Here is a 19,371-nt window from a genome sequence, read left to right as displayed (position 1 = left end):
GCACAGCTTACAGCTTTCCATCGGCGCTAACGGCCATGCCGATGCCCACGGACTTTGTGCGCAGGTCGAGCAGGTTCTTGCGGTGGCCGGGGGAGTCCATCCACAGGTGAACGAGCCGAGCGTCGGAGTAATAGCTCCATGCTTGGAGCACGTTCTCACCACCAGCGGGAAGGTCGGCGGGGTAGTGGGTCCAGTAGTTCGGGCATTAGTTTGATCAATGCGGCGCATCCCTTGCTAGGCTCGTGCGTCATGGCCCTCCTTGGTGAACCGCTGCTGTTGGATGGCGGCCTCGGAACCCACCTCGAATCGCAGGGGTGCGATATCTCGGGCCCGCTGTGGTCGGCGCGGGTGTTGCGGGAGAACCCCGCGCTCATTGAGTCTGCACACGTGGACTTCTTCGCCGCTGGCGCGCAGGTTTCTACCGCGGCCTCCTACCAAGTCACCTTCGATGTGCTTGGTGAAGAAGCGGAGGAGCTTCTGCGCCGTAGCGTCGCAGTGGCGGGTGGGGCGGCGCGCCAGGCCGTCGACAAGCGCACTGCCCATGGTGATCTGCTGGTCGCCGCATCCATCGGCCCCTATGGCGCGGGTCCGGGGAAGGGGACGGACTATGACGGCGCTTATGACCTGCGCCGTGGTGATTTACAGCGCTGGCATGCCCGCAGGGTAGCGGTACTCGCGGATACAGACGCCGACTTCCTCCTTGCGGAGACCATTCCCAACGTCGATGAGGCCGCTGCACTGCTCGAGCTTCTTGAAGCACAGCCCAAGCCATTCGCACTGAGTATTACCGGCGCTATCGCGGCGGACCCCGAGAAGCTCTCACGGGCTATTGAGCTTGCCAACCAGTCGCCGCGGCTGGGTGCAGTGGGAGTAAACTGTGTCAGCCCATCACAGGCTTGCGCGGTGGTGGAGCACATGCGAAAAGCAACTGATAAGCCGCTTCTGGCTTGCCCCAACAGCGGCGAGTACTGGGATCACGGTGCCCACGATTGGCAGCCTGCTCCTGCTGGCGCAATGAGTCTGACCGAGGCAGCGGTGGAGTTTCACGACGCAGGCGTGAGCCTGCTAGGCGGTTGCTGCCGCGTAGGGCCTGCCGAGATTCGACAGTTGCGCAGCGCCATCAGTTAAGCCGGGGTCGGCAATGCCGAGAAAAACTGTGGCGCGGGGGATAGAGTGTTCCTATGAAAAAATTTCCTCTCCTTGCAGCAACTACTGCGCTAATCATCACGACATTGTCCGTGCCCGCCGCCAACGCCGAGCTGACCCAAACTGAGCGGGACCAGTTCCGCACCGATCCCGTCGGGGCGATTGCCTGGCAGGCCATCAAAGGCTCCTCGGAATACGTGCGCGCTGATGGTAACACCATGATGGCCGCGTCCTTCTTCTCCATGACGAAGCCGGGGCAGAGCATCGGCCTGCCTGCGCTGGAGAACTGCGCCGAGCGCGTCGGCTCCTCTTCACCGGCAGGCGGTGTGCGCTACGTGGCGGCAGCCCTGTGCGCAACCTTTGACCCGAATGCCCGTGGTCAGGTGCAGCGCGGTGACTTTGGCTACGGGCCGCTGGGCTAAGTCGCGCCGTATTGAACCGCGCTACGTCAGGTAGCGCGTGGCACGTAAAATCGGGTGGCGTGTGAAGGAGGATGATGCACAAGCACGTTGTGATCATGGGAGTCTCAAGCTGCGGCAAGTCTACGGTCGGGGAGTTGCTGGCGCAGCACACCGGCCTTCCCTTTCGGGATGGGGACGATATGCACCCGGCGGCGAACATCGAGAAGATGGCCTCGGGACAGGCGCTTGACGACGATGACCGGAAACCCTGGCTCGAATCCATCGGCCGCTTCCTCGCAGACCAAGAAGGTGGCGCCATCGTCGGTTGTTCCGCGCTCAAGCATTCCTACCGCGAACTCATTCGCGCCGCAGCGTCGGATACGGTTTTTGTGCACCTGCACGGCACCTATGAGCTGCTCAAAGAGCGCATGATTAAGCGCTCCGGACACTTCATGCCCGTATCCCTGCTGGATTCGCAGTTCGAGACTTTGGAGGAACTGCGCCCAGAGGAAGCAGGAGTGGTGTTGGATGTTAGCGCTACTCCGGAGGAGCTCGCCGCCGCGGCGGCCGAGTACTTGCGGGCTTAGCTGGTGCTTCCTGACTTAAGTCATGGGTGGATGAGCAACGCCACTCTTAACACTGCTACCTGGTGTTGTTCGGCGGTGGGGTGGGATTGTTCCCCGCACTAAAATGGCCAAATCAGGTTTCAGGGTTAGCTGGTGCTTTCGAGATCCTGCAGCTGCTCCAGCTGCGGCGCTAGAGCACTGCGGCGGCACCGTAGAAGATAAGGACAATGCCGAAGCCAATAGAGGAAATGAGCGCTTGGTTCACGGTCCACGTCCGCAGCGTGGTTGACACGTCCATGCCCATGAGCCGGCCGACGAGCCAGAATCCCGAGTCATTAACGTGGCTGCCAAAGACGGAGCCAGCCGCGGTGGCAAGCGTGATGAGGACCAACTGAATCTCGCTGAAGCCGCCAGCTTCCACAGCGGGAACCATGAGTGCGGCCGCCGTGGTGAGGGCAACGGTGGCTGAGCCTTGCGCCAGGCGCAGGGCCACCGCGATGAGGTAGCAGGCCAGGATAACGGGGATGCCGAGGCCAGCCATAGAATCCGCCAGCGCATCACCGATGCCGCTGGTGCGCAGCACCCCACCAAACATGCCGCCGGCACCAGTAATGAGGATGACAGAACAAATGGGTCCGAGCGAGGACTCCATGGTTTTCTCAATAGCACTCTTTCCTTCCCCGCGGCGCAGGCCCAGCACGGCCATTGCTGCGAGGGTGGTAATGAGCAGCGCGATTGGGGTCTGGCCTAGGAAGACGAAGAAGCGCACCCAGGTGGCGGAAGGATCGACAACGCCAGCTGTGCCTAAGGTGGTCAACCCGGTATTGCCAAAGATGAGGACCATGGGGATGAGCAGGATGCTGAGTACCGAAGCCGGGGAGGCCGGGCGATCCGGCAATTCGGCATCGCTGACCAGCGCGCCGGTTATGGCCTCCTCGAGGCGAAAAGGGTACTTCTTGCCCAAGTGGAGGCCGAAACGGTAGCCGGAAAGATACCACGTGGGCAGCGCAACGAGGAGGCCGAAAATGAGGATCAGGCCGATATCCGCGCTGAAGAATTCACCGGCTGCGACGGGGCCCGGGTGGGGTGGCACAAAGACGTGCATGACGGAGAAGGCTCCGGCGGCGGGGATGCCGTAGGCCAGGACCGGGCCGTTAAGGCGCTTGGCGACGGCAAAGATGACAGGCAGCATCACCATGAGGCCTGCATCGAAGAAGATGGGGAAGCCCATGATGAGGGAAGCCACGCCCAGCGCTAGGGGTGCTTTGTTTTCGCCGAAGAGTTTCACGAGGGCGTCGGCAAGCGTTTTGGCTCCGCCGGAGGTCTCAGCCAAGCGCCCGATCATGGCGCCCAAGCCCACCAGCAAGGCCACGGAACCCAACGTGGAGCCGAAGCCACTCGTCATGGTAGGAACCACGCCGTCCAGCGGTATGCCGGCGGCCAGCGCAGTCAGTGCGGATACCGTGACGAGGGTGACGAAGGCGTGCACCTTGAAGTGGATGACGAGGACGAGGATGACGGCGATGGCCGCCGCCGCAATTCCCAACAGAGGTCCGGTGCCCAGCGTGGGCTCCCAAGTATCCATGACATTCATGAATGTTGATTTTACTTAAGGCGGTGAGCGGTGATCTAGAGATCACGAACTAGAGATCGCGCGGTGCAGTTGTGTACGTGAGCGTTGGTGCTATTCCACGCCGAGTGCCGGGCCCACCGTGGCCCAACTGATGGCTAGCTCCCGGCGGAAGAGCCCCCACGTGTGGCGCCCGGCCGGAAGCTCGTAGTAGTCAAGATCAACGCCAGCAGCGGTGGCACGCTTGGCGTAAAAGGAACTGCACCAGTAATCCAAGCGTTCGTTGAGGCCTAAAGCTGGCAGCGGTGAGTCCTCAATGTCGACGTCAAAATCTGCCGGGCCACCTCGGGAAACGATGACAAAGGACTTTCGACCCTTTTGTTGATCGAGGTTGAGAACCGGCGAGTGTTGCGCCCATGCCGGATCCCAGGGTGCGCCGAAGGAGCGAGCTGGGTCAGTGCCGTAGAAGGCCGCGCTTACCCACGCGAAGGACTGCGCCAGAATGCCTGTGGTGGACGGGCAACCGGAGAAGGAACCTGCCACCTTGAAACGCGGATCGTAGGTGGCGAGCTCGAGTGCCGGGCCGCCAGAGTTGCTCAGGCCCGCGATGGCGTCGCGGCCGGAGCCGTGGAACTTGGCGTCGATAAGCTGTGGAAGCTCCTTGGTCAAGTACGTTGCCCACTTGTATTTTCCGTGGGTGTCGTGCGGCTGTGACCAGTCGGACATCATGGAGCCATAGGCACCGCGCGGTGAGACGACGTTGATGCGTTTATCGCGGAAGAATTCGGAAGCACCGCCGCCGTCCCACCACAGTGCGTCTTCGCCGCCGCCTGCACCACCCAGCAGGTAATAGGTGGGGCGGGGTTGAGTAATCTCCACTCCTCCGGGCGGGAGAATGATGTCATTAGTAATGACACGGTCCATGGCCGGTGAGTAGGCCTTCAGCTCCCACACATTGTCCTGAACGTGCCGCAGTTCACGCAGTTGTGCTGGTGCGGTGGTAGCCGCTGGGCGCGTGGCCTCTGGCGCTAAGACAGGGATTCTCAATTGCTGCAGCACCTGCGCCCAGGCGGCGAAGATATTGTCGGCAAAGAGTACGGGCGCCAGCGGGCCCAGCGCGATGGGATCGAGGGCGCTGGAGTGCTGATCGATGTTAGCGATATCGCTGCTCATCGCATCGAGCGCTTGTGCCTGTGCCGGCAGCGCGTGGGTGGGGGAGAGTATCAACCCCACCGAAAGGGTGCCCGCGAGTGCGGTGCGAGAGAAAATCATTCGTAAACAATAACCAACTAACCGTGAACAGCGAAAACATCGTCTGCGTTGGTGGGGGTGCGCGTGGGAGCTTCCAAGCACAGTGAAACCCCGACCGCTTAGGGGCGGTCGGGGTTTCTTTCACTCTCTCATAGCCGAACTAAGCGTCGGCGGGCTCTACACACTCTGCACACTCAATACCGTGGCGAGGGGGTGTCCTTAGAACAGGCCCTCAGCCTTCTTGCCGGTGTCCTTCACGGTGATCTCGCGGGAGTCAACGTTCTGGTCGTTGTCGGTGGAGTTGTCACCCTTCAGGCGGGAAATCTGGGTGACCTCGATGTAGTTCTTCAGGCGGCCTTCCTTGGTGTTGCCGTCGCCGAAGTCCAGGTTGGCAACGCGGGCGGAATCACCAGCGTTAATCGGGTTGGCCAGGGTGACCTCGAAGGAACGGGTGGAGGTCTTCTCGTCGAAGCCCAGGTCACGGATGTGTGCGCCGTTGGAGGAACGCGGGGTGATGAGGCGGTCAACGCCCTTCGGGCCCTCAGCGGTCTTGACGTCAACGCGGTACTGAACAGCCGGGAAGTCGCCGTAGTAGCGCTCGGTACCGACGTTCTCCAGGCGGAGAGCAACGGTGCCGGCGAAACCAGCGTGCTTAGCGCCGGAGGTAGTCAGAACCGGCTTGAGGTCCAGCTTCTGCTTGGCCTCATCGGTCTTGCCGTTGTCGACGTCCTCCTGGACCTTCTTATCGGCCTCTTCTTCCTTCTTGCCCTCAGCCTCGGACACGGCCTTCTCCTCCGGAGCGACCTCGTTGTCCTTGATGACCTCGGCGTCTGCCTCCGGGGACTTCTCCTCCTCAACAACCTTCGGGTCGTTGACGTCGGTGGTGTTCTGAGCGTCCTTGTTCGGAGCGTAGGAATCAGCGATGTCGTCGTAGAGCTTGACGCGAACCTCGTTCTTCATCGGCTGCATTGCGGACCAGAAGGTCGGGGTGGACCAGGTGCCGTTCGGCTTGCAGTACTGCTGGGTACCGGTCATGTTCAGGACGCGGAAGCCGTAGGTAGCCTCACCGGTGTGGTTCGGCGGAACATCGTACGGGCCGATGGACTGGCCAGCCTCCCAGGACAGGGAGTAGGAAGCGGAAGCGCCGAGCTTGGTGGCGATCTCGTGGGAGATGCCGAAGGAGCCCTCAGAGTTCTTGCCGGAGCCCTTACCACCTGCGTTCATGGAGGTGGTCTCAGTGCGGTCACCATTGACGGACAGGGTGATGGACTGGGACTTGGACAGGTCCTGCTGCAGCGGGATGTCCTTCTTGGTCTGGTTCGTGGTGGAGATGGTGCCAGCCGGCATGAAGTTATCGGTCACCTTGTACACCACGGTGCGGTGATCTTCCCACGGGTTGCACACCGGGCGCGGGTTGAGCACGTTGGCCTTCATGTGGTCGGAGCCGTGGGACGTGTGAACGATGGGTAGCTTGGCGTTCACGGCCGGGGTCTCCGGGTAGGACTCGGTGTGGGTGGCTGCGGAGGCAGCCGGTGCGATGAGGGCGGAGCCTGCAATCGCGAGGCCGGCGATGAGGCCGGCGGAACGGCGACGCTTGGTCATTGTTGATCTCCTGGATGAAAATTGTGGGGCAATATGGCGACGCACTGTGGTGGCGCTGAGCGTGCGCTGTAATGCCCAGTGCGTGACGTTGTGCAACGATAAGACGCTTTTTAGGATCCCGCACCCTTAGAAATGTTTATATTTTTGCCAAGGAAAGCAGGTTTCGGTCGGGTGTCCCCCAGGTGAACATTTTGCTAAGAAATTTGCCCCGACCTTGGTTTTGTCCAATTAGACTGTATTCTGCGAAAACGTCTCTTTGACCGTTTGTTCACAAACTAAAGAATGACCCCATCAAGGGGTGGTAAAAGTTGCGATGGCGAGGTGTGCGGAGCGGTTTTAGCGCTAGGTCTATAGCGGTGGGCGTGACGGTGCGTCACCAGATTCAGGGGTTTCTTATAAAGCTCGCGTCAGTCTTCTTCGATCTCTGGGTCTTCCGAACGGGCTTGTTCGAAGACTTCTGCCGCAGCGCGCAGGTTGATAGTGCCGATGAGGAGGCCGACGACGATATCGGGCCAGGGGCTTGCCCATACCAGCATGAGAAGGCCGGCGCCGACGATGAGAATGTTGGCGGCGACATCGTTGCGCGCGGCCAGCCATGCGCCGCGCGTGAGCGCACCGCCGTGGCGCAGTTGTAGCAGTAGCACCGCGCAGAGCAGATTGATGAGCATGGCAGCTACGGCCGTGCCCGATAGTGCGAGCGGTTCAGGAACGGCGCCGGTGACAATCTTCCAGATGGCCATGGCATAGGACGCCACGGCAGGAATCAGGATGAGACCGGCTAGGCCATAGCTTGCTTTGCGACGCCCTTCCACCGACCAGCGCAGTGCCAAGAGCACGAGCGCGTTGATGAGGAAGTCCTCGAGGAAGTCGGCGGCATCAGCGAAGAGTGAGGCTGAGCCAATGATGCAGGCGATGATGAATTCGCCGAAGAAGCCGAGGAGGTTGAGCGCGGCCACCCAGGCGACGATCCGTCGGGCGCGAGCATTCAGCGTGGAGGAGGAGAGATCGTGAGACACGGCACCTGAGCTTAGTGGGCCAAGGAGCCGTGTCTCAATTTAGTTTCTTCTTAGCGGTTGGGTGTTAGTCGACGATGGTGACGTCGTCCTCGCGGCGGTGCCTCTCGCCGGCGAATCCGCCAAAGGCTGTGATGAGTGCGGTGGCGGCCAGGATGATGATTCCCGGCGTGGAGCTGGGAGTCTCATTGGAAGCGTTCAATGCGGTGGCGAGGAAAGGTAGCAGTCCCGATACTGCCGAGGCGATATTGGCAGAAATGGCGACGCCGGAATAGCGGACGTTGGCGGGGAAGATCTCTGAGAGCAGGACGCCCGACACGGAATAGGTGATCGTGACCAGGGATAGTCCAATGCAGACAGCAAGCGTGAGTAGTACAGCATTGCCAGTATCGATCATCGCCCACAGTGGCCACGCCATGATGGCGGTGGCAAGCGCGCCGTATCCGATAACGCGACCGGGGCCAATCTTTTCGCCGAGGCGGCCGAAGATGATGTTGATGAAGATTTGGCACACAGCGCCGAGGAGGGTGGCGTTCACGACGGTCTGGCGCTCGAAGTCCAGGGTGGTTGTGGCATAGGAGAGGACATAGGTGCTCATCACGAAGAAGCCGCCAATGCCTAGGAAGGCCGCCGCAGAGGCGAGGCATAGTTGTGGGAAGTGTTGCGTGAAAAGCTCCTTCAGGGAGCCCTGGTGTGCGGCCTCGTCTGCCTCAGCTTCCTCTTCGAGTGCTTTGTAGACCGGGGATTCCTCGGCCTTCGAGCGAATCCACAGTGCTACTGCCAGGAAGGGGAAGGCGATGAGGAAGGGAACTCGCCAGCCCCAGGAGCTCACCGCGTCATCACCGAGCATGAGTACAAGCGCGAAGACTCCAGACGATAGCAGCGTGCCGGCGGGGGAGCCGATTTGCACGAAGGCTGCGTAACGGCCGCGCTTTTCCGCCGGTGCGTGTTCGATGGCCATGGTCGTGGCGCCGCCCCATTCGCCGCCGACGGCGACTCCCTGAAGCAGGCGCAGGATGACCAGAGCGATAGGTGCCCAGATGCCGATGCTTTCAAAAGTAGGTAGGAGGCCAATGACTCCGGTGGCTACACCGATCACGACGATGGAGATGATAAGCGCTGGTCGGCGGCCCATCTTATCACCGATTTGGCCGAAAATGACCGCGCCCAGTGGGCGGGCGAGGAAGCCTACGCCGAAAGTAGCGAAGGAGGCGAGGGTGGCGCCGGTGCCCGACATTCCAGAGAAGAAGAGTTCGTTGAAGACGAGCGCGGCGGCGGTGCCGAAGAGGAAGAAGTCATACCATTCGAGGGCTGTGCCGACGAATGCGGAACTGGCGATGCGGAAGACGTCCTTTGAGTCGACCTTGATTTCCTCGGCGCCGGATTGGGCCGAAGCGGCCGACGCTGCATGGGTAGTCATATCGAGGTGCTCCTTATGTGAAATGCATTACCTGTCTATGGAACATTAGGTGCACGTCACCTTGGGGTGAATGAGGTGGAGGGTTTTCTATGCATTGCCCCACTGGCTGGTCGCAGTGGTTGTGTCAGTGCACAAGTGCTATCGGGCGGTGCGATGGAGTGCTAGCAAAATTCGCGCGGCATCCTTTGGGCGAGTGATGTCAAGACCGGTGAGCTCGTTGACGTGTCGTAGGCGGTTGAGCACGGTATTGCGGTGGCAGTGCAGCGCTTCGGCGGAATCCTTGATGGACCCGCAGTCCAGGTAGGTGGTGATGGTCAGGTAGAGCGGCGCGTGGTGAAGCCGCAACTCGGCGATTGTCTGCGTGAGCTCTGTCATGCCGCTGGCGGTGAAGTCTGTGAGGGCATCCCCGGCGACGGCCCAGAGTGCATCGGACGCTTCGGTGAGTTGGCTCAGCGGCCCGGTGGCGTCGAAGATGCGTGGTGCCTGATGTGTAGCTGAACGCACTCCGGCTAGTCCGGTGACGTTGCGAAAAAGCACCCCGGAAATGTCTGCCAATTCCGTGGTGATGTGTTCGGTGAGATCTGCACAGGGCCAAAAAGCCACAAACATCCCGCGCAGACCGTGGCCGAAGGCCTTGCCGGAGGAGATGGGTTCGTCGAGAAGCGCGCGCAACTCCACCGCCGCGGTGGGGTGGGCCACCACGACGTCGAAGCGGCAATCAGCATCCAGGTTGAGTGCACGGGTGATTTCCGCGATACCGAGCGTGCCCAAGGACTCAGCTGCAAAAAGTCTTTCCAAATGTCGGGCGTGGGCGCGGTGCACGTCGTGTTGCCCGCGCGCTTCTTCTAGGCGGTAGGCGTCGCGTACCACCAGGTTGTACATCGTCACAGCGGAATGCACCTGTGCTACGTGGTCGATGAGTGCCTCCTGGTCCGCGCCGGCGGCCCGGCGCAGGTGCTCCCAGAGGACCGTGAAGTCGAGCTGGATGGCGTCGATCAGCGTTGCTAGTTCCACGCCTTGGTGTGCGCGCCGGCGGCCCAAACTCTGCGCGTGGGTGCGCAGCTCCTCCTCATCCATCGCGCCGACCAACACGTCGGTGATGCGCGCGAAGACTTCGAAGGCCGTGAGGCGTAACTCGTCTTCGCTCACCAACGAGTCGCCATAGCGCCCTGAACGAGTAAAAGCAGCGAGGAAATCCTCCACCAGGCGGGGGATGGTGCCGTGGACCTCCGCGACGATGTCGTGCCAGCGTTTTTCGTGCATATGCACAACGCTACACGGTGCCCGCTGGTGAATTGCCCTCGATATGGAGAGTTGTATCACTGCTGCGTCTAATCTGTGGGGACAACCACAGTGCGCGTCTGTGTGGCTCGGCTTGGTACACGGTACGAGTCGAGTCACCGTGCGCTATTTGTCGAAGAACACAGAAGACCCCAGGAGGACGGATGATTACGCGCATCGACAACGCCCACATCCTGACCCAAGACCCCGCGCGGCCAGTCACGGATGCGGTGGCCTTTGTTAACGGCCGCATCCTGGCAGTGGGGGATGACGCCCGCGCGCTGCCCGCTGAACAAACATGGGATGCCGGTGGGCGCACCCTGACCCCAGGCTTCAACGATGTCCACTCCCACACCGTGTGGTTCGGCCAGACGCTGCTGGAGGTGGATCTATCCCAGGCAGCAACACCGAATGACGTGTATTCCGCCTTGCGTGACGCCGAGCCGAACCCCGACGGCTGGGTAGTAGCAGCAGGGTTTCGTCCCTCCGGGCTGGATGCGTCGGTGGAGATAGAGCAGCTCGACCATGCCACCGGTGGAGCTCCGCTGCTCATCAAACACAACTCGGGTCACGCCTATACGGTCAACACCGCGGCCCTGCGCGCGGCGGGCGTCGATCCCGCCAACCCGCCGGAGGTGGAAGGCGGTGAGTTTGTTCGCGATGCCAACGGGCACTGCACTGGGCTGCTCGATGAAAACGCTATGCGCGCCATTCAAGAGGTGACACTGCCGGAATCAGGCGAGGAGATTGCCCGCGCCCTGGAACTGGCCACACGCCGCTACCTCGAACGTGGACTGACCTCTGTCACGGATGCCGGTGTGGCTGGCGGCTGGATCGGGCACAGCCCGCGTGAGATTGCGGCCTACCAGAACGCCACCCTGCACACCCGCATGCAGGTGATGGTGACCATGGATGTGCTTCACGAGATTTCCGGACACGCCTCCGACGGGCCCGGCTGGGGCCTGGATGGTGGCCTGCGCACCGGCTTCGGCGATGAGTGGCTGCAGATCGGACCAGTGAAGATTTTCAGTGATGGCTCCCTGCTGGGAACCACCGCCGCGCTGAGCGAAAACTATGCCTGCTGCTCCCACCACGGCTACTTCCAGGGGGATCCTGAGCAGATGCGCACCCGCGCGCTTGAGGCGGCGAATTCTGGCTGGTCACTAGCCATCCACGCCATCGGGGATGCGGCGGTGGACTTCGCGATAGAGACGCTAGAGGAGGCCGTCGCCAAGCATGGCGTGCCCGCCATGCCGCACCGCATCGAGCACGGCGGCGTGGTGCGCCCCGACCAGATCGCGCGCCTGCGCGGCAAGCCCATCGTGGTCGTTCCGCAGCCGCTGTTCATCCAGGCTTTCGGTGATGCGATGGCGGACGCCCTCGGCCCGGAGCGCACGGCGTGGAGCTACCCGGGCAAGCGGCTTCTCGACGCCTCCCTCATCCTCCCCGGCAGCTCCGATCAACCCGTGGCACCCGGCGTGCCCCTGGAGGTCATGCAGGCCTTCGTGGAACGGCGCACCGCCTCAGGTCGGGACTATGGGCCTAAGGATCGTCTGACCCCAGCCGAGGCGCTCTACGCCTATACCGCAGGTTCGGCCGCCGCGACGGGCTGGGCCGGGCGCAAGGGACAGGTGATGCCGGGGCAGCTAGCGGATTTCGTGCTGCTTTCCCAGGACCCACTGCAGACTGATGACCTTTCCACCATCGACGTGGCCGCCACCATCGTGGGCGGCGAGCTGCGCTACGGAAGCTTTTAAGGAGTAGAAATGCGAGCAACCACTAACGAACAATTCCTGGCCGATTTCCAGGCCATGTCCGCTAACGGTGCCACTCCGGGTGGCGGCGTGGAGCGACAGGCGGCCAGTGGTGGCGATAACCTCAACCGCGCCTGGTTCCACGAGGTCCTCGAATCCCTCGGCGCGCGGGTTATCTACGACGAGATTGGCAACCAGTACGGCCTCTTTGAGCTCGTCCCTGGCGCCGAGTACGTGGGACTGGGTTCCCACTTGGATTCGCAGCCGCTGGCCGGCCGTTTCGACGGTGCTTATGGCGTGCTGGCCGCAGCCCATGCGGCCGGGCGCGTGGCGCAGTCGGGGGTAAAGGCTCGCTATAACCTGGCGGTCATCAACTGGTTCAACGAGGAAGGCTCGCGCTTTGCGCCCTCCATGATGGGCAGCTCGGTGTTCGTGGGAACGCTCACGCTTGACCGCGCCCACTCCGCCACCGACCTTGCCGGCGTCACCGTTGCGCAGGCCCAGGAGGAAGCCGGTTGGGCCCCGCGCGGTGAAGCCCCGAAGCTCGCGGCCTATGCGGAGATCCACGTCGAACAAGGTAAGGAACTTGAAGCTGCCGGCAACACGATTGGCTTGGTTACCGCCACGTGGGGTGCGAAGAAATTCCAGGCGGTGGTCTCCGGTGAGCAGGGCCATACCGGTTCCACTCTGATGGCCGATAGGAAGGATGCGCTCTTCGGCGCCTCCCTCATTATTGCTTCAGTAGAGCGCCTCACCCACGAATTTGCCGAAGGCCAGCTGCAGGCTTCGGTCTCGCAGCTAACACTGGAGCCGAACTCCCCCGTGACCATCGCCCGCGAGGTGCGCTTCAACGTGGATGTGCGCTCACCCTCCACGGAGGTGTTGGAGAAAGCGCAAGTGCGTCTGCAGGAGATCATCGCCGAAGCAGAGGAGGAATCACGCACCTCGGTCGAGCTATCCCCAACGCACGAGTGGGCTCTCAACCCTTACCCGGAGGCCGGCGTGGCGCTGGCCCGTGAGGTCGTGGAAAAGCTGGGCTATCCGCACCAGGAGATCTATACGGTGGCCGGCCATGACTCGACCAACCTTAAGGAGGTGGTGCCGACGGTCATGCTCTTCATCCCGTCCGTCGACGGCATCTCACACAACGAAAAGGAATTTACCACGGAGGAAGACTGCGTGGCCGGCCTGGACGTGTTGACGCACGTGGCGCAGCGCCTCGTGGAAACCGGTTGCGGGGAGGACTAGGTACCTAGCGCGGCCAACGCGCTAGTCCTCATCGCTCCACGGCACATACCCGAAGGCTTTCAGCGCGGTCTCGAACCCACGCTTCATGGTGGTTAACTCTTCCTCGCTGAACTCATAGGTGCGCAGGCGCGCCGGGCCGGTGAGGGGGACGTGGAGCAGGAAGCGCCGGCCCTCCTCTGTGATGCTGCACAGGCGGCGGCGCAGGTCCTCTGGATCGTCATCGATGGAAATGAGTTCGTCACGCACCAGGCGCTTGACCGCCTGCCCGATGGTGGCGGGCTGCCAACCCAGCTCCTTGCGCAGTTGCAAGATGGGAATGGGGCTCTTCTTATCAATGAGTCGGAGGAGCGAAAGATGCGAACCGGTGACGCCGTACTCGCGGCGTGCTTCGGTATCGAAGCGCGCGCGGGCGCGCTCGAAGCGGCGGTATTCCGCGATGGTCTCATCGATGAGGTCAAAATCCGTCACGTGCTCAAGCCTAAGAGCTCGGGGTTGGTGGCCGCAAATGTTTATAGCGGCAACTCTATCCAAAAGTGGAGGGATCGATGGGGCGTTGCGAACGGGGAAGTTTTTCTACTACGAGGCGGTAGGAGTCCGTCACGAGTTCGGCCAGAAGTTCCGGGGTCAACTGGGGATCTGGGTGCACCGACACCCAATGTTGCTTATTCATGTGGTAGCCGGGTGTGATGAAGGAATGCTCGCTGCGCAGTGCTTCGGCATCCAGGGGATCGGCCTTGAGGATGGCCTGCTGTCGGCCAGTGACCGCAGTGAGAAGAAGGAAGACCTTGCCGCGCACCTTAAACACGTCCCAGTCTGGTCCAAAAGGATGCGTAAGCGTGGCGCCGGGGAGCTCCATGGCGCGGTTGGTGGCGCTGGAGTGAAGGCCCAGGGAACCGGGGCCTTTTAGCCTGGAATTCATATAACCCAGACTAGGCGAAAACACCGTTGGGCCCCTTTTCCGATTCCTCGGAGTAAGGGGCCCAACGGCGTCTCTATCAAGTCCCTCCAATTATCAGCCAGTGGCCGCCCTCTGGAGGGTGAGGGGTTCTCTCTCTCGCATGCGCTCTCTCAAACGCACAAGACAAAGTATGGCGCGCGACGCTGGAATCACCATGTGCTCTTCCTGGCAGTTTTCTACTAGTCAAAGCTGGCCCTAATCAAAGCGTGCGGGACGTTTCTCCAGAAAAGCCATGACGCCTTTCTTGTGGCCGGCCGAATCCATCTGTGCGTACTGCGTGGGCTCCTCCCACGCGAGCTGCTCATCGAGCTGCCCTAGGGCTGTGCGGTTGATGGCCTCCTTGGCCTTGGCCAGGGCGTCACGCGGCGCGATGTGCAGGCGCTGCGCTAGCTGCAGCGCGGCCTCGAGGGCGTGGCCCCGGGGCGCGCGCTGGGCCACAAGCCCTGCGGCCTCCGCTTCGGCGACACCGAGTTTGTCCTGCAACAGCGCCAATGCAAGAGCGCGGTGGCGCCCCACGGAGGCGAGTGCGCTAAGGCTTACGCCGCCGTCCGGGATGAGGCCAATCTTGCCAAAGGGCAGCGTGAAATAGGATTCCGCACCGGCCACGATGAGATCGCAGGCAAAGGCTAGCGAGGCACCTGCGCCCGCGGCAGCACCTTCGACCGCAGCGATGACCGGAATTTCCGCGGCTTGGATTTCGGTGACGAGCGCATTGAGCTGGGGCAGCATGGTTGACTCGGCGGGGTTCGGCGCTTCACCCGCAGCCTGCGCGTCGGCAGCTGCCTGCGCTGCGGCCACGAGGTCCGCACCGGCACAGAAGGCGGTCTCATCGCCGGTGATGATGAGGGCGCGTAAGGAAGGGTCTGTGGAAGCGGTGGCGAGCGCTGCAGAGAGTGCGAGGCAATGTTCCTTGGCAATGGCATTGCGCCGCGCGGAGTTGTTGATCTGGGCTATGAGCGCTGAGCCTTCGCGGCGGGTGAGGATTGCGTCGTTCATGGATTAGTCCTTAACAAGCTCGGTGAGGGAGGAGATGATGCGCGCGGCATCGGCGGAAATGCGGGAGACGATTTCGGAGCAGGGTGCCACGTCGTGGATAAGACCCTGCGACGTGCCGCAGGTCCACACTCCTGCATCCAAATCACCGGTTTCGTAGACGGCACGGCCGCGCTTGCCGGCAACGAGATGGCGGATATCCCCAAACTCTGCGCCCTGGGCGAGGCGCTCGACCACTTCATCGCTCACGGCATTCTTGGCCACGCGGGTGGAATTTCGCAGCTCGCGGAGGATGAGTTGGGTATCCAGCTCGCTGCGCTCCACGATGGCCTGCTTGACGTTCTCGTGCACCGGGGCCTCCATGGAAGCCACGAAGCGGGTACCCATGTTGATGCCCTCGGCGCCCAGTGCCAGGGCGGCGGCTAGACCGCGGCCATCCGCGAAGCCGCCGGAGGCGATGATGGGGATGTCGAGTTGATCCGCGGCGGCGGGAATCAAGACGAGACCTGGGATATCATCCTCGCCGGGGTGGCCAGCGCATTCGAAGCCATCGATGCTGACGATGTCCACGCCGACCTTCTGCGCGCTGAGCGCGTGCCGCACGGAGGTGCACTTGTGGATGACAGTGATGCCAGCATCCTTGAAAGCCGGCATGTGGTCCTTGGGGTTGTTACCGGCGGTTTCTGCGATCTTCACGCCTTCCTCAATGATGACGTCGCGGTACTCCTCATAGGGCGGTGGGGTAATTGCCGGGAGCATGGTGAGGTTGACGCCGAAAGGCTTGTCCGTGAGCTCGCGGGTGCGGCGGATCTCGTGGCGCAGATCCTCCGGGGTGGGCTGGGTGAGCGCGGTGACGACGCCGAGGCCACCGGCGTTAGATACGGCTGCGGCGAGTTCGGCACGGCCGACCCACTGCATGCCGCCTTGGATGATGGGGTGCTTAATGCCGAGCATCTCGGTAACGCGGGTGGAAATCATGACGTCTGTGCTCCTTCGTGAGTGATTAACGGTTGGGGAGAAGTGAGGGGAAGTGAATAGAAGTTCTGGGCTACAAGTGGTGAATGACTATTCGGAGAAATGAGCGCGCAGGCGCTCGATGAGGTCATCGGGCAAGGCGATGGGGCGGCGTGCGGAGACGTCGATAAGCACCAGCGTCGCCGTGGCAAACACGCACGGGATGCCATCCTGAATGAGTTCGTGGGCGACTTGATAGGAGGTGTTTCCGATGCGGGAGATCCACACGCGAGCCTCGATGGAATCGGCGTAAGTGAGCTCGGCGTCATACTGGACTTCGAGGGATCGTACCACGTGAGCATAGGATTCGGTGGCGACGGGGCCGGTGAGCGTGGCGGCTGCACGGACGCGCGCTTCCTCCAGGAGGGTGACTACTGTGGCGTTGTTGACGTGGGCGTTGGCGTCTTGGTCGGACCACCGCAAGGCGAGGGCTATGGGGATGGCGTTGGCGGGCGCGCGCATTGTTCCTCCTGGGGCGAGCGGGTAGAGTGATGCACATTACTATACATACGAATTGTGGTTCGTTGCTCGAATCGTGAGGAGAATGCCATGACAGATCTTCTAGGAATCGATGCTCTGCTGAGCGAAAAAGAAAAAGCGACCCGCGACCGCGTTGCCGCACTGGTGGATGAACACATCCGGCCGCATGTGGGGCAGTGGTACGAGGATGCGGTGCTGCCGGAGAATATCTTTCCGGTGCTGGCGGAGGCTGGACTGTTCGGAATGCACCTGGAAGGCTATGGCTGCGCTGGGCGTTCCGCGGTTGAATACGGACTAGCCATGCAGGAGCTGGAAGCAGGGGACTCCGGTATCCGCACGGTGGTATCGGTGCAAGGATCGCTGGCAATGTCGGCGATTTATAAGCACGGCTCGGAGGAGCAAAAGCAACAGTGGCTTCCCAAGATGGCCACCGGCGAGGTCATTGGTTGTTTCGGCCTGACGGAGCCGACCGCCGGCTCGGACCCGGCGGGCATGGCGACGGTGGCCCGCTACCGCTCCGGTGAATGGGTACTGGATGGTGCGAAGCGCTGGATTGGCCTGGCAAGCGTGGCCGGGGTGGCCATCATCTGGGCCAAGGTGTCCGAGGAGGATGCCTCCGTCGCCAGGGTGGAGGCGGGTGTGCGCGGGTTCATCGTGCCGACGTCCACGCCGGGTTTTAAAGCGACGCCAATCACCCGCAAGCTGTCCATGCGTGCGTCCATCCAGTGCGATATTTCGCTGGATGGTGTGGCCGTGCCTGGCGACGCCCTGCTGCCCAAGCACCCTGGCCTCAAGGGACCGTTCATGTGCCTCAACGAGGCACGCTTCGGCATCAGCTTCGGTGCCTTGGGTGCTGCTCGTGATTCTTTGGAGGTGGCGCTGCGGTATGCCAAGGAACGCAAGCAATTCGACCGCTCGTTGGCATCCTTCCAGCTCACCCAGCAGAAGCTGGTGGATATGGCGGTGGAGCTGAATAAGGGACAACTGCTGGCGCTGAACCTGGGCCGTGCCAAGGATGCCGGGACGCTGGAGCCCTACCAAATTTCGGTGGGCAAGCTGGCCAACTGCCGTACCGCCATCGACATTTGCCGCCAGGCTCGCACCATCCTGGGCGGCAACGGTATCACCGCGGACTACTCGCCGCTGCGCCACGCCGCCAACCTGGAATCAGTGCGCACCTACGAGGGCACCGATGAGATCCACACGTTGATTCTGGGGCGCGTGCTGACGGGGGAGCAGGCGTTTAGTTAGAAATAAGCCCGAAACCTTTCCTCCAAGTGGTTTCGGGCTTAACTATTTCTAGTTGGCGATGAAGTACATCTGCTTATTGATGAATTCTTCGATACCGAGTGAGCCAAGCTCGCGGCCGAAACCTGAACGTTTGACACCACCAAACGGCAGTTCAGGACCTTCACCAGTCGGGGTGTTGACATTGCTCATTCCAGAATCGATGCGTTCAGCAATAGCTTGGGCCCGCTTGGAGTCTTGAGAGAACACCGCTGCTCCGAGTCCGAAAACATTGTCGTTCGCTATCTCGAGTGCTTCTTCATCGGTCTTAAACTTGTAGACAGTGGCTACAGGACCAAAGAACTCCTCGTAGTAGGAATCGCTGCCACGGGGAATATCTGTGATTACTGCCGGGGAGATGTAGGCTCCCTCATCGGAAAGCTCTCCGCCAACCAACAATTGACCGCCGGCTGAAACAGCGCGGTCGAGCTGGTCTTTGAGATTCTCTGCGGCGCTACGGGAAGAAAGCGGAGCATACACAGTTCCGCCGGCAGCATCTGGCAGACCCGGCTCCATGTGCTGCGCAAGATTGACTAGTTCTTGAACAAACTCGTCATAAATGTCTTCTGCGACAATGAGTCGCTTGTTTGAATTGCAGGCTTGGCCAGTGTTGTACATGCGTGTTCCCCAAGCGAGCTCAGCTGCAGCTTTGACATTGTCCGTGTCGAGGATGATGTACGGGTCTGAACCACCAAGCTCGAGTACGGCTTTCTTGAGGTGCTCGCCAGCTTGAGCGCCAACGATTGCCCCAGCACGTTCGGAACCGGTAAGGGAAACTCCCTGAACGCGGGGGTCGGCGATAAAGGTGGAGATTTGCTCGTGGGTTGCAAAGACATTGGTATAAACCCCTGCGGGAACGCCAGCATCGAGAAAGATCTTTTCGATTGCCAGAGCAGAACGCGGGCAAATCTCCGCGTGTTTAAGGATAATGGTGTTTCCAGCGACAAGGTTGGGACCTGCAAATCGCGCTACCTGGTAGTATGGGAAGTTCCATGGCATGATGCCGAGCAGCGGTCCGAAGGGGCGGCGACGAATATACGCTTTACCGTCAGCCTCCGTGGGGATTTCCTGATCCGCGAGGAACTTTTCCGCGTTATCCGCATAGTACTGGATAATGGCAGAGGAAAACTCGGCTTCTTCGACGCCTTCAGGCAGAGGCTTGCCCATCTCTTCAGCAATGATGGCGGCGAGCTCATCCTTGCGTTCTTCGAATAGTGACGCTGCCTTGGCTACAATCTCTGCTCGCTTTGCGACGGGAGTCGTAGACCACTCTGTGAACGCCTCAGACGAGGCTTCGAGGATTGGCTCGATGGCAGCATTATCTAGCGCATCGAAGGTTTCAACGATTTCGTTGTTGGTTGGGTTCTGGACACGGTACTGAGACATT

Annotated in this window: 18 protein-coding genes and 1 pseudogene; 6 read left to right on the top strand and 13 right to left on the bottom strand. The window is 61.4% G+C overall.

The features are described from left to right. Window positions 1–7: 7 nt before the first annotated feature. A complete protein-coding gene (locus ABZS45_RS07505) occupies window positions 8–151 on the bottom strand; it encodes a CAP domain-containing protein (protein WP_412099293.1) in 144 nt (47 codons plus the stop codon). Between the two features lie 98 nt (window positions 152–249). Between ABZS45_RS07505 and mmuM the strand changes: the two genes are divergently transcribed. The 3 genes from mmuM (at window position 250) to ABZS45_RS07490 (ending at window position 2,134) form a co-directional block, all read left to right on the top strand. Next, window positions 250–1,128 carry a homocysteine S-methyltransferase gene (mmuM, locus tag ABZS45_RS07500; protein ID WP_412099292.1) on the top strand — a complete coding sequence of 293 codons (879 nt, stop codon included), beginning with the start codon at window positions 250–252 and terminating at the stop codon, window positions 1,126–1,128. A 53-nt stretch (window positions 1,129–1,181) separates the two neighbouring features. Beyond that, the gene (locus tag ABZS45_RS07495) at window positions 1,182–1,568 is read left to right on the top strand and encodes a hypothetical protein (protein WP_412099291.1); all 387 of its coding nucleotides are present in this window, start codon (window positions 1,182–1,184) and stop codon (window positions 1,566–1,568) included. Window positions 1,569–1,639: 71 nt separating this feature from the next. After that, complete coding sequence (locus ABZS45_RS07490) at window positions 1,640–2,134, top strand: gluconokinase (RefSeq protein ID WP_412099290.1); 495 nt, start codon at window positions 1,640–1,642, stop codon at window positions 2,132–2,134. Window positions 2,135–2,303: 169 nt separating this feature from the next. Here ABZS45_RS07490 and ABZS45_RS07485 read toward each other — a convergent pair whose 3' ends face one another. From ABZS45_RS07485 to ABZS45_RS07460, 6 genes are all read right to left on the bottom strand, one after another. Then, window positions 2,304–3,698 (bottom strand): GntP family permease, encoded by a 1,395-nt coding sequence (locus tag ABZS45_RS07485; RefSeq protein ID WP_412101154.1) that lies wholly within the window; start codon window positions 3,696–3,698, stop codon window positions 2,304–2,306. A 99-nt stretch (window positions 3,699–3,797) separates the two neighbouring features. Beyond that, window positions 3,798–4,955 carry an alpha/beta hydrolase gene (locus ABZS45_RS07480; protein WP_412099289.1) on the bottom strand — a complete coding sequence of 386 codons (1,158 nt, stop codon included), beginning with the start codon at window positions 4,953–4,955 and terminating at the stop codon, window positions 3,798–3,800. A gap of 198 nt (window positions 4,956–5,153) precedes the next feature. Continuing rightward, window positions 5,154–6,536 (bottom strand): hypothetical protein, encoded by a 1,383-nt coding sequence (locus ABZS45_RS07475; protein ID WP_412099288.1) that lies wholly within the window; start codon window positions 6,534–6,536, stop codon window positions 5,154–5,156. Window positions 6,537–6,943: 407 nt separating this feature from the next. Continuing rightward, window positions 6,944–7,552, bottom strand: coding sequence for a cation transporter (locus ABZS45_RS07470; protein ID WP_412099287.1), 609 nt, complete (start codon window positions 7,550–7,552; stop codon window positions 6,944–6,946). Between the two features lie 64 nt (window positions 7,553–7,616). Beyond that, window positions 7,617–8,969 carry an MFS transporter gene (locus ABZS45_RS07465; protein WP_412099285.1) on the bottom strand — a complete coding sequence of 451 codons (1,353 nt, stop codon included), beginning with the start codon at window positions 8,967–8,969 and terminating at the stop codon, window positions 7,617–7,619. 138 nt (window positions 8,970–9,107) lie between these two features. Beyond that, the gene (locus ABZS45_RS07460; protein ID WP_412099284.1) at window positions 9,108–10,232 is read right to left on the bottom strand and encodes a PucR family transcriptional regulator; all 1,125 of its coding nucleotides are present in this window, start codon (window positions 10,230–10,232) and stop codon (window positions 9,108–9,110) included. Window positions 10,233–10,414: 182 nt separating this feature from the next. Here ABZS45_RS07460 and ABZS45_RS07455 point away from each other — a divergent pair, with 182 nt between their 5' ends. Then, entirely contained in the window at window positions 10,415–12,007 is a 1,593-nt protein-coding gene (locus ABZS45_RS07455; RefSeq protein ID WP_412099283.1) for an amidohydrolase, read from the top strand. Between the two features lie 9 nt (window positions 12,008–12,016). Beyond that, entirely contained in the window at window positions 12,017–13,252 is a 1,236-nt protein-coding gene (locus tag ABZS45_RS07450) for a M20 family metallo-hydrolase (protein ID WP_412099282.1), read from the top strand. A 21-nt stretch (window positions 13,253–13,273) separates the two neighbouring features. Here ABZS45_RS07450 and ABZS45_RS07445 read toward each other — a convergent pair whose 3' ends face one another. The 5 genes and pseudogenes from ABZS45_RS07445 to ABZS45_RS07425 form a co-directional block, all read right to left on the bottom strand. Continuing rightward, window positions 13,274–13,720: a MarR family winged helix-turn-helix transcriptional regulator gene (locus ABZS45_RS07445; RefSeq protein WP_412099281.1), complete on the bottom strand. Its 447-nt coding sequence runs from the start codon at window positions 13,718–13,720 to the stop codon at window positions 13,274–13,276. 55 nt (window positions 13,721–13,775) lie between these two features. Continuing rightward, window positions 13,776–14,171, bottom strand: a complete 396-nt coding sequence (locus ABZS45_RS07440) for an MmcQ/YjbR family DNA-binding protein (protein WP_412099280.1) — start codon at window positions 14,169–14,171, stop codon at window positions 13,776–13,778. A 234-nt stretch (window positions 14,172–14,405) separates the two neighbouring features. Next, window positions 14,406–15,206: an enoyl-CoA hydratase-related protein gene (locus ABZS45_RS07435; RefSeq protein ID WP_412099279.1), complete on the bottom strand. Its 801-nt coding sequence runs from the start codon at window positions 15,204–15,206 to the stop codon at window positions 14,406–14,408. 3 nt (window positions 15,207–15,209) lie between these two features. Then, window positions 15,210–16,184, bottom strand: a pseudogene (locus ABZS45_RS07430) (NAD(P)H-dependent flavin oxidoreductase); the annotation flags it as partial. An 84-nt stretch (window positions 16,185–16,268) separates the two neighbouring features. Then, a complete protein-coding gene (locus tag ABZS45_RS07425) occupies window positions 16,269–16,679 on the bottom strand; it encodes an acyl-CoA thioesterase (RefSeq protein ID WP_412099278.1) in 411 nt (136 codons plus the stop codon). Between the two features lie 87 nt (window positions 16,680–16,766). Between ABZS45_RS07425 and ABZS45_RS07420 the strand changes: the two genes are divergently transcribed. Further along, on the top strand, window positions 16,767–17,948 hold the full coding sequence (locus ABZS45_RS07420) for an acyl-CoA dehydrogenase family protein (protein ID WP_412099277.1): 1,182 nt from the start codon (window positions 16,767–16,769) through the stop codon (window positions 17,946–17,948). Window positions 17,949–17,996: 48 nt separating this feature from the next. On the opposite strand, the gene ABZS45_RS07415 is transcribed toward ABZS45_RS07420, so the two are convergent. Continuing rightward, on the bottom strand, window positions 17,997–19,370 hold the full coding sequence (locus ABZS45_RS07415) for an NAD-dependent succinate-semialdehyde dehydrogenase (RefSeq protein WP_412099276.1): 1,374 nt from the start codon (window positions 19,368–19,370) through the stop codon (window positions 17,997–17,999). Window position 19,371: the final 1 nt, after the last annotated feature.

The sequence above is a fragment of the Corynebacterium aurimucosum genome (assembly GCF_046895345.1).
Classification (GTDB): Bacteria; Actinomycetota; Actinomycetes; order Mycobacteriales; family Mycobacteriaceae; genus Corynebacterium; species Corynebacterium aurimucosum_G.
The sequence above is the reverse complement of the archived record's forward strand: the minus strand, read 5'-3'. Positions and strand labels throughout refer to the sequence as shown.

What these genes read in the sequence shown, in the direction of transcription:
- ABZS45_RS07465 (WP_412099285.1), bottom strand. Translation starts at nt 8,969, where the DNA reads ATGACTACCCATGCAGCGTCGGCCGCTTCGGCCCAATCCGGCGCCGAG.
- mmuM (WP_412099292.1), top strand. Translation starts at nt 250, where the DNA reads ATGGCCCTCCTTGGTGAACCGCTGCTGTTGGATGGCGGCCTCGGAACC.
- ABZS45_RS07485 (WP_412101154.1), bottom strand. Translation starts at nt 3,698, where the DNA reads ATGGATACTTGGGAGCCCACGCTGGGCACCGGACCTCTGTTGGGAATT.
- ABZS45_RS07460 (WP_412099284.1), bottom strand. Translation starts at nt 10,232, where the DNA reads ATGCACGAAAAACGCTGGCACGACATCGTCGCGGAGGTCCACGGCACC.
- ABZS45_RS07425 (WP_412099278.1), bottom strand. Translation starts at nt 16,679, where the DNA reads ATGCGCGCGCCCGCCAACGCCATCCCCATAGCCCTCGCCTTGCGGTGG.
- ABZS45_RS07490 (WP_412099290.1), top strand. Translation starts at nt 1,640, where the DNA reads ATGATGCACAAGCACGTTGTGATCATGGGAGTCTCAAGCTGCGGCAAG.
- ABZS45_RS07495 (WP_412099291.1), top strand. Translation starts at nt 1,182, where the DNA reads ATGAAAAAATTTCCTCTCCTTGCAGCAACTACTGCGCTAATCATCACG.
- ABZS45_RS07475 (WP_412099288.1), bottom strand. Translation starts at nt 6,536, where the DNA reads ATGACCAAGCGTCGCCGTTCCGCCGGCCTCATCGCCGGCCTCGCGATT.
- ABZS45_RS07435 (WP_412099279.1), bottom strand. Translation starts at nt 15,206, where the DNA reads ATGAACGACGCAATCCTCACCCGCCGCGAAGGCTCAGCGCTCATAGCC.
- ABZS45_RS07480 (WP_412099289.1), bottom strand. Translation starts at nt 4,955, where the DNA reads ATGATTTTCTCTCGCACCGCACTCGCGGGCACCCTTTCGGTGGGGTTG.
- ABZS45_RS07455 (WP_412099283.1), top strand. Translation starts at nt 10,415, where the DNA reads ATGATTACGCGCATCGACAACGCCCACATCCTGACCCAAGACCCCGCG.
- ABZS45_RS07415 (WP_412099276.1), bottom strand. Translation starts at nt 19,370, where the DNA reads ATGTCTCAGTACCGTGTCCAGAACCCAACCAACAACGAAATCGTTGAA.
- ABZS45_RS07450 (WP_412099282.1), top strand. Translation starts at nt 12,017, where the DNA reads ATGCGAGCAACCACTAACGAACAATTCCTGGCCGATTTCCAGGCCATG.
- ABZS45_RS07440 (WP_412099280.1), bottom strand. Translation starts at nt 14,171, where the DNA reads ATGAATTCCAGGCTAAAAGGCCCCGGTTCCCTGGGCCTTCACTCCAGC.
- ABZS45_RS07420 (WP_412099277.1), top strand. Translation starts at nt 16,767, where the DNA reads ATGACAGATCTTCTAGGAATCGATGCTCTGCTGAGCGAAAAAGAAAAA.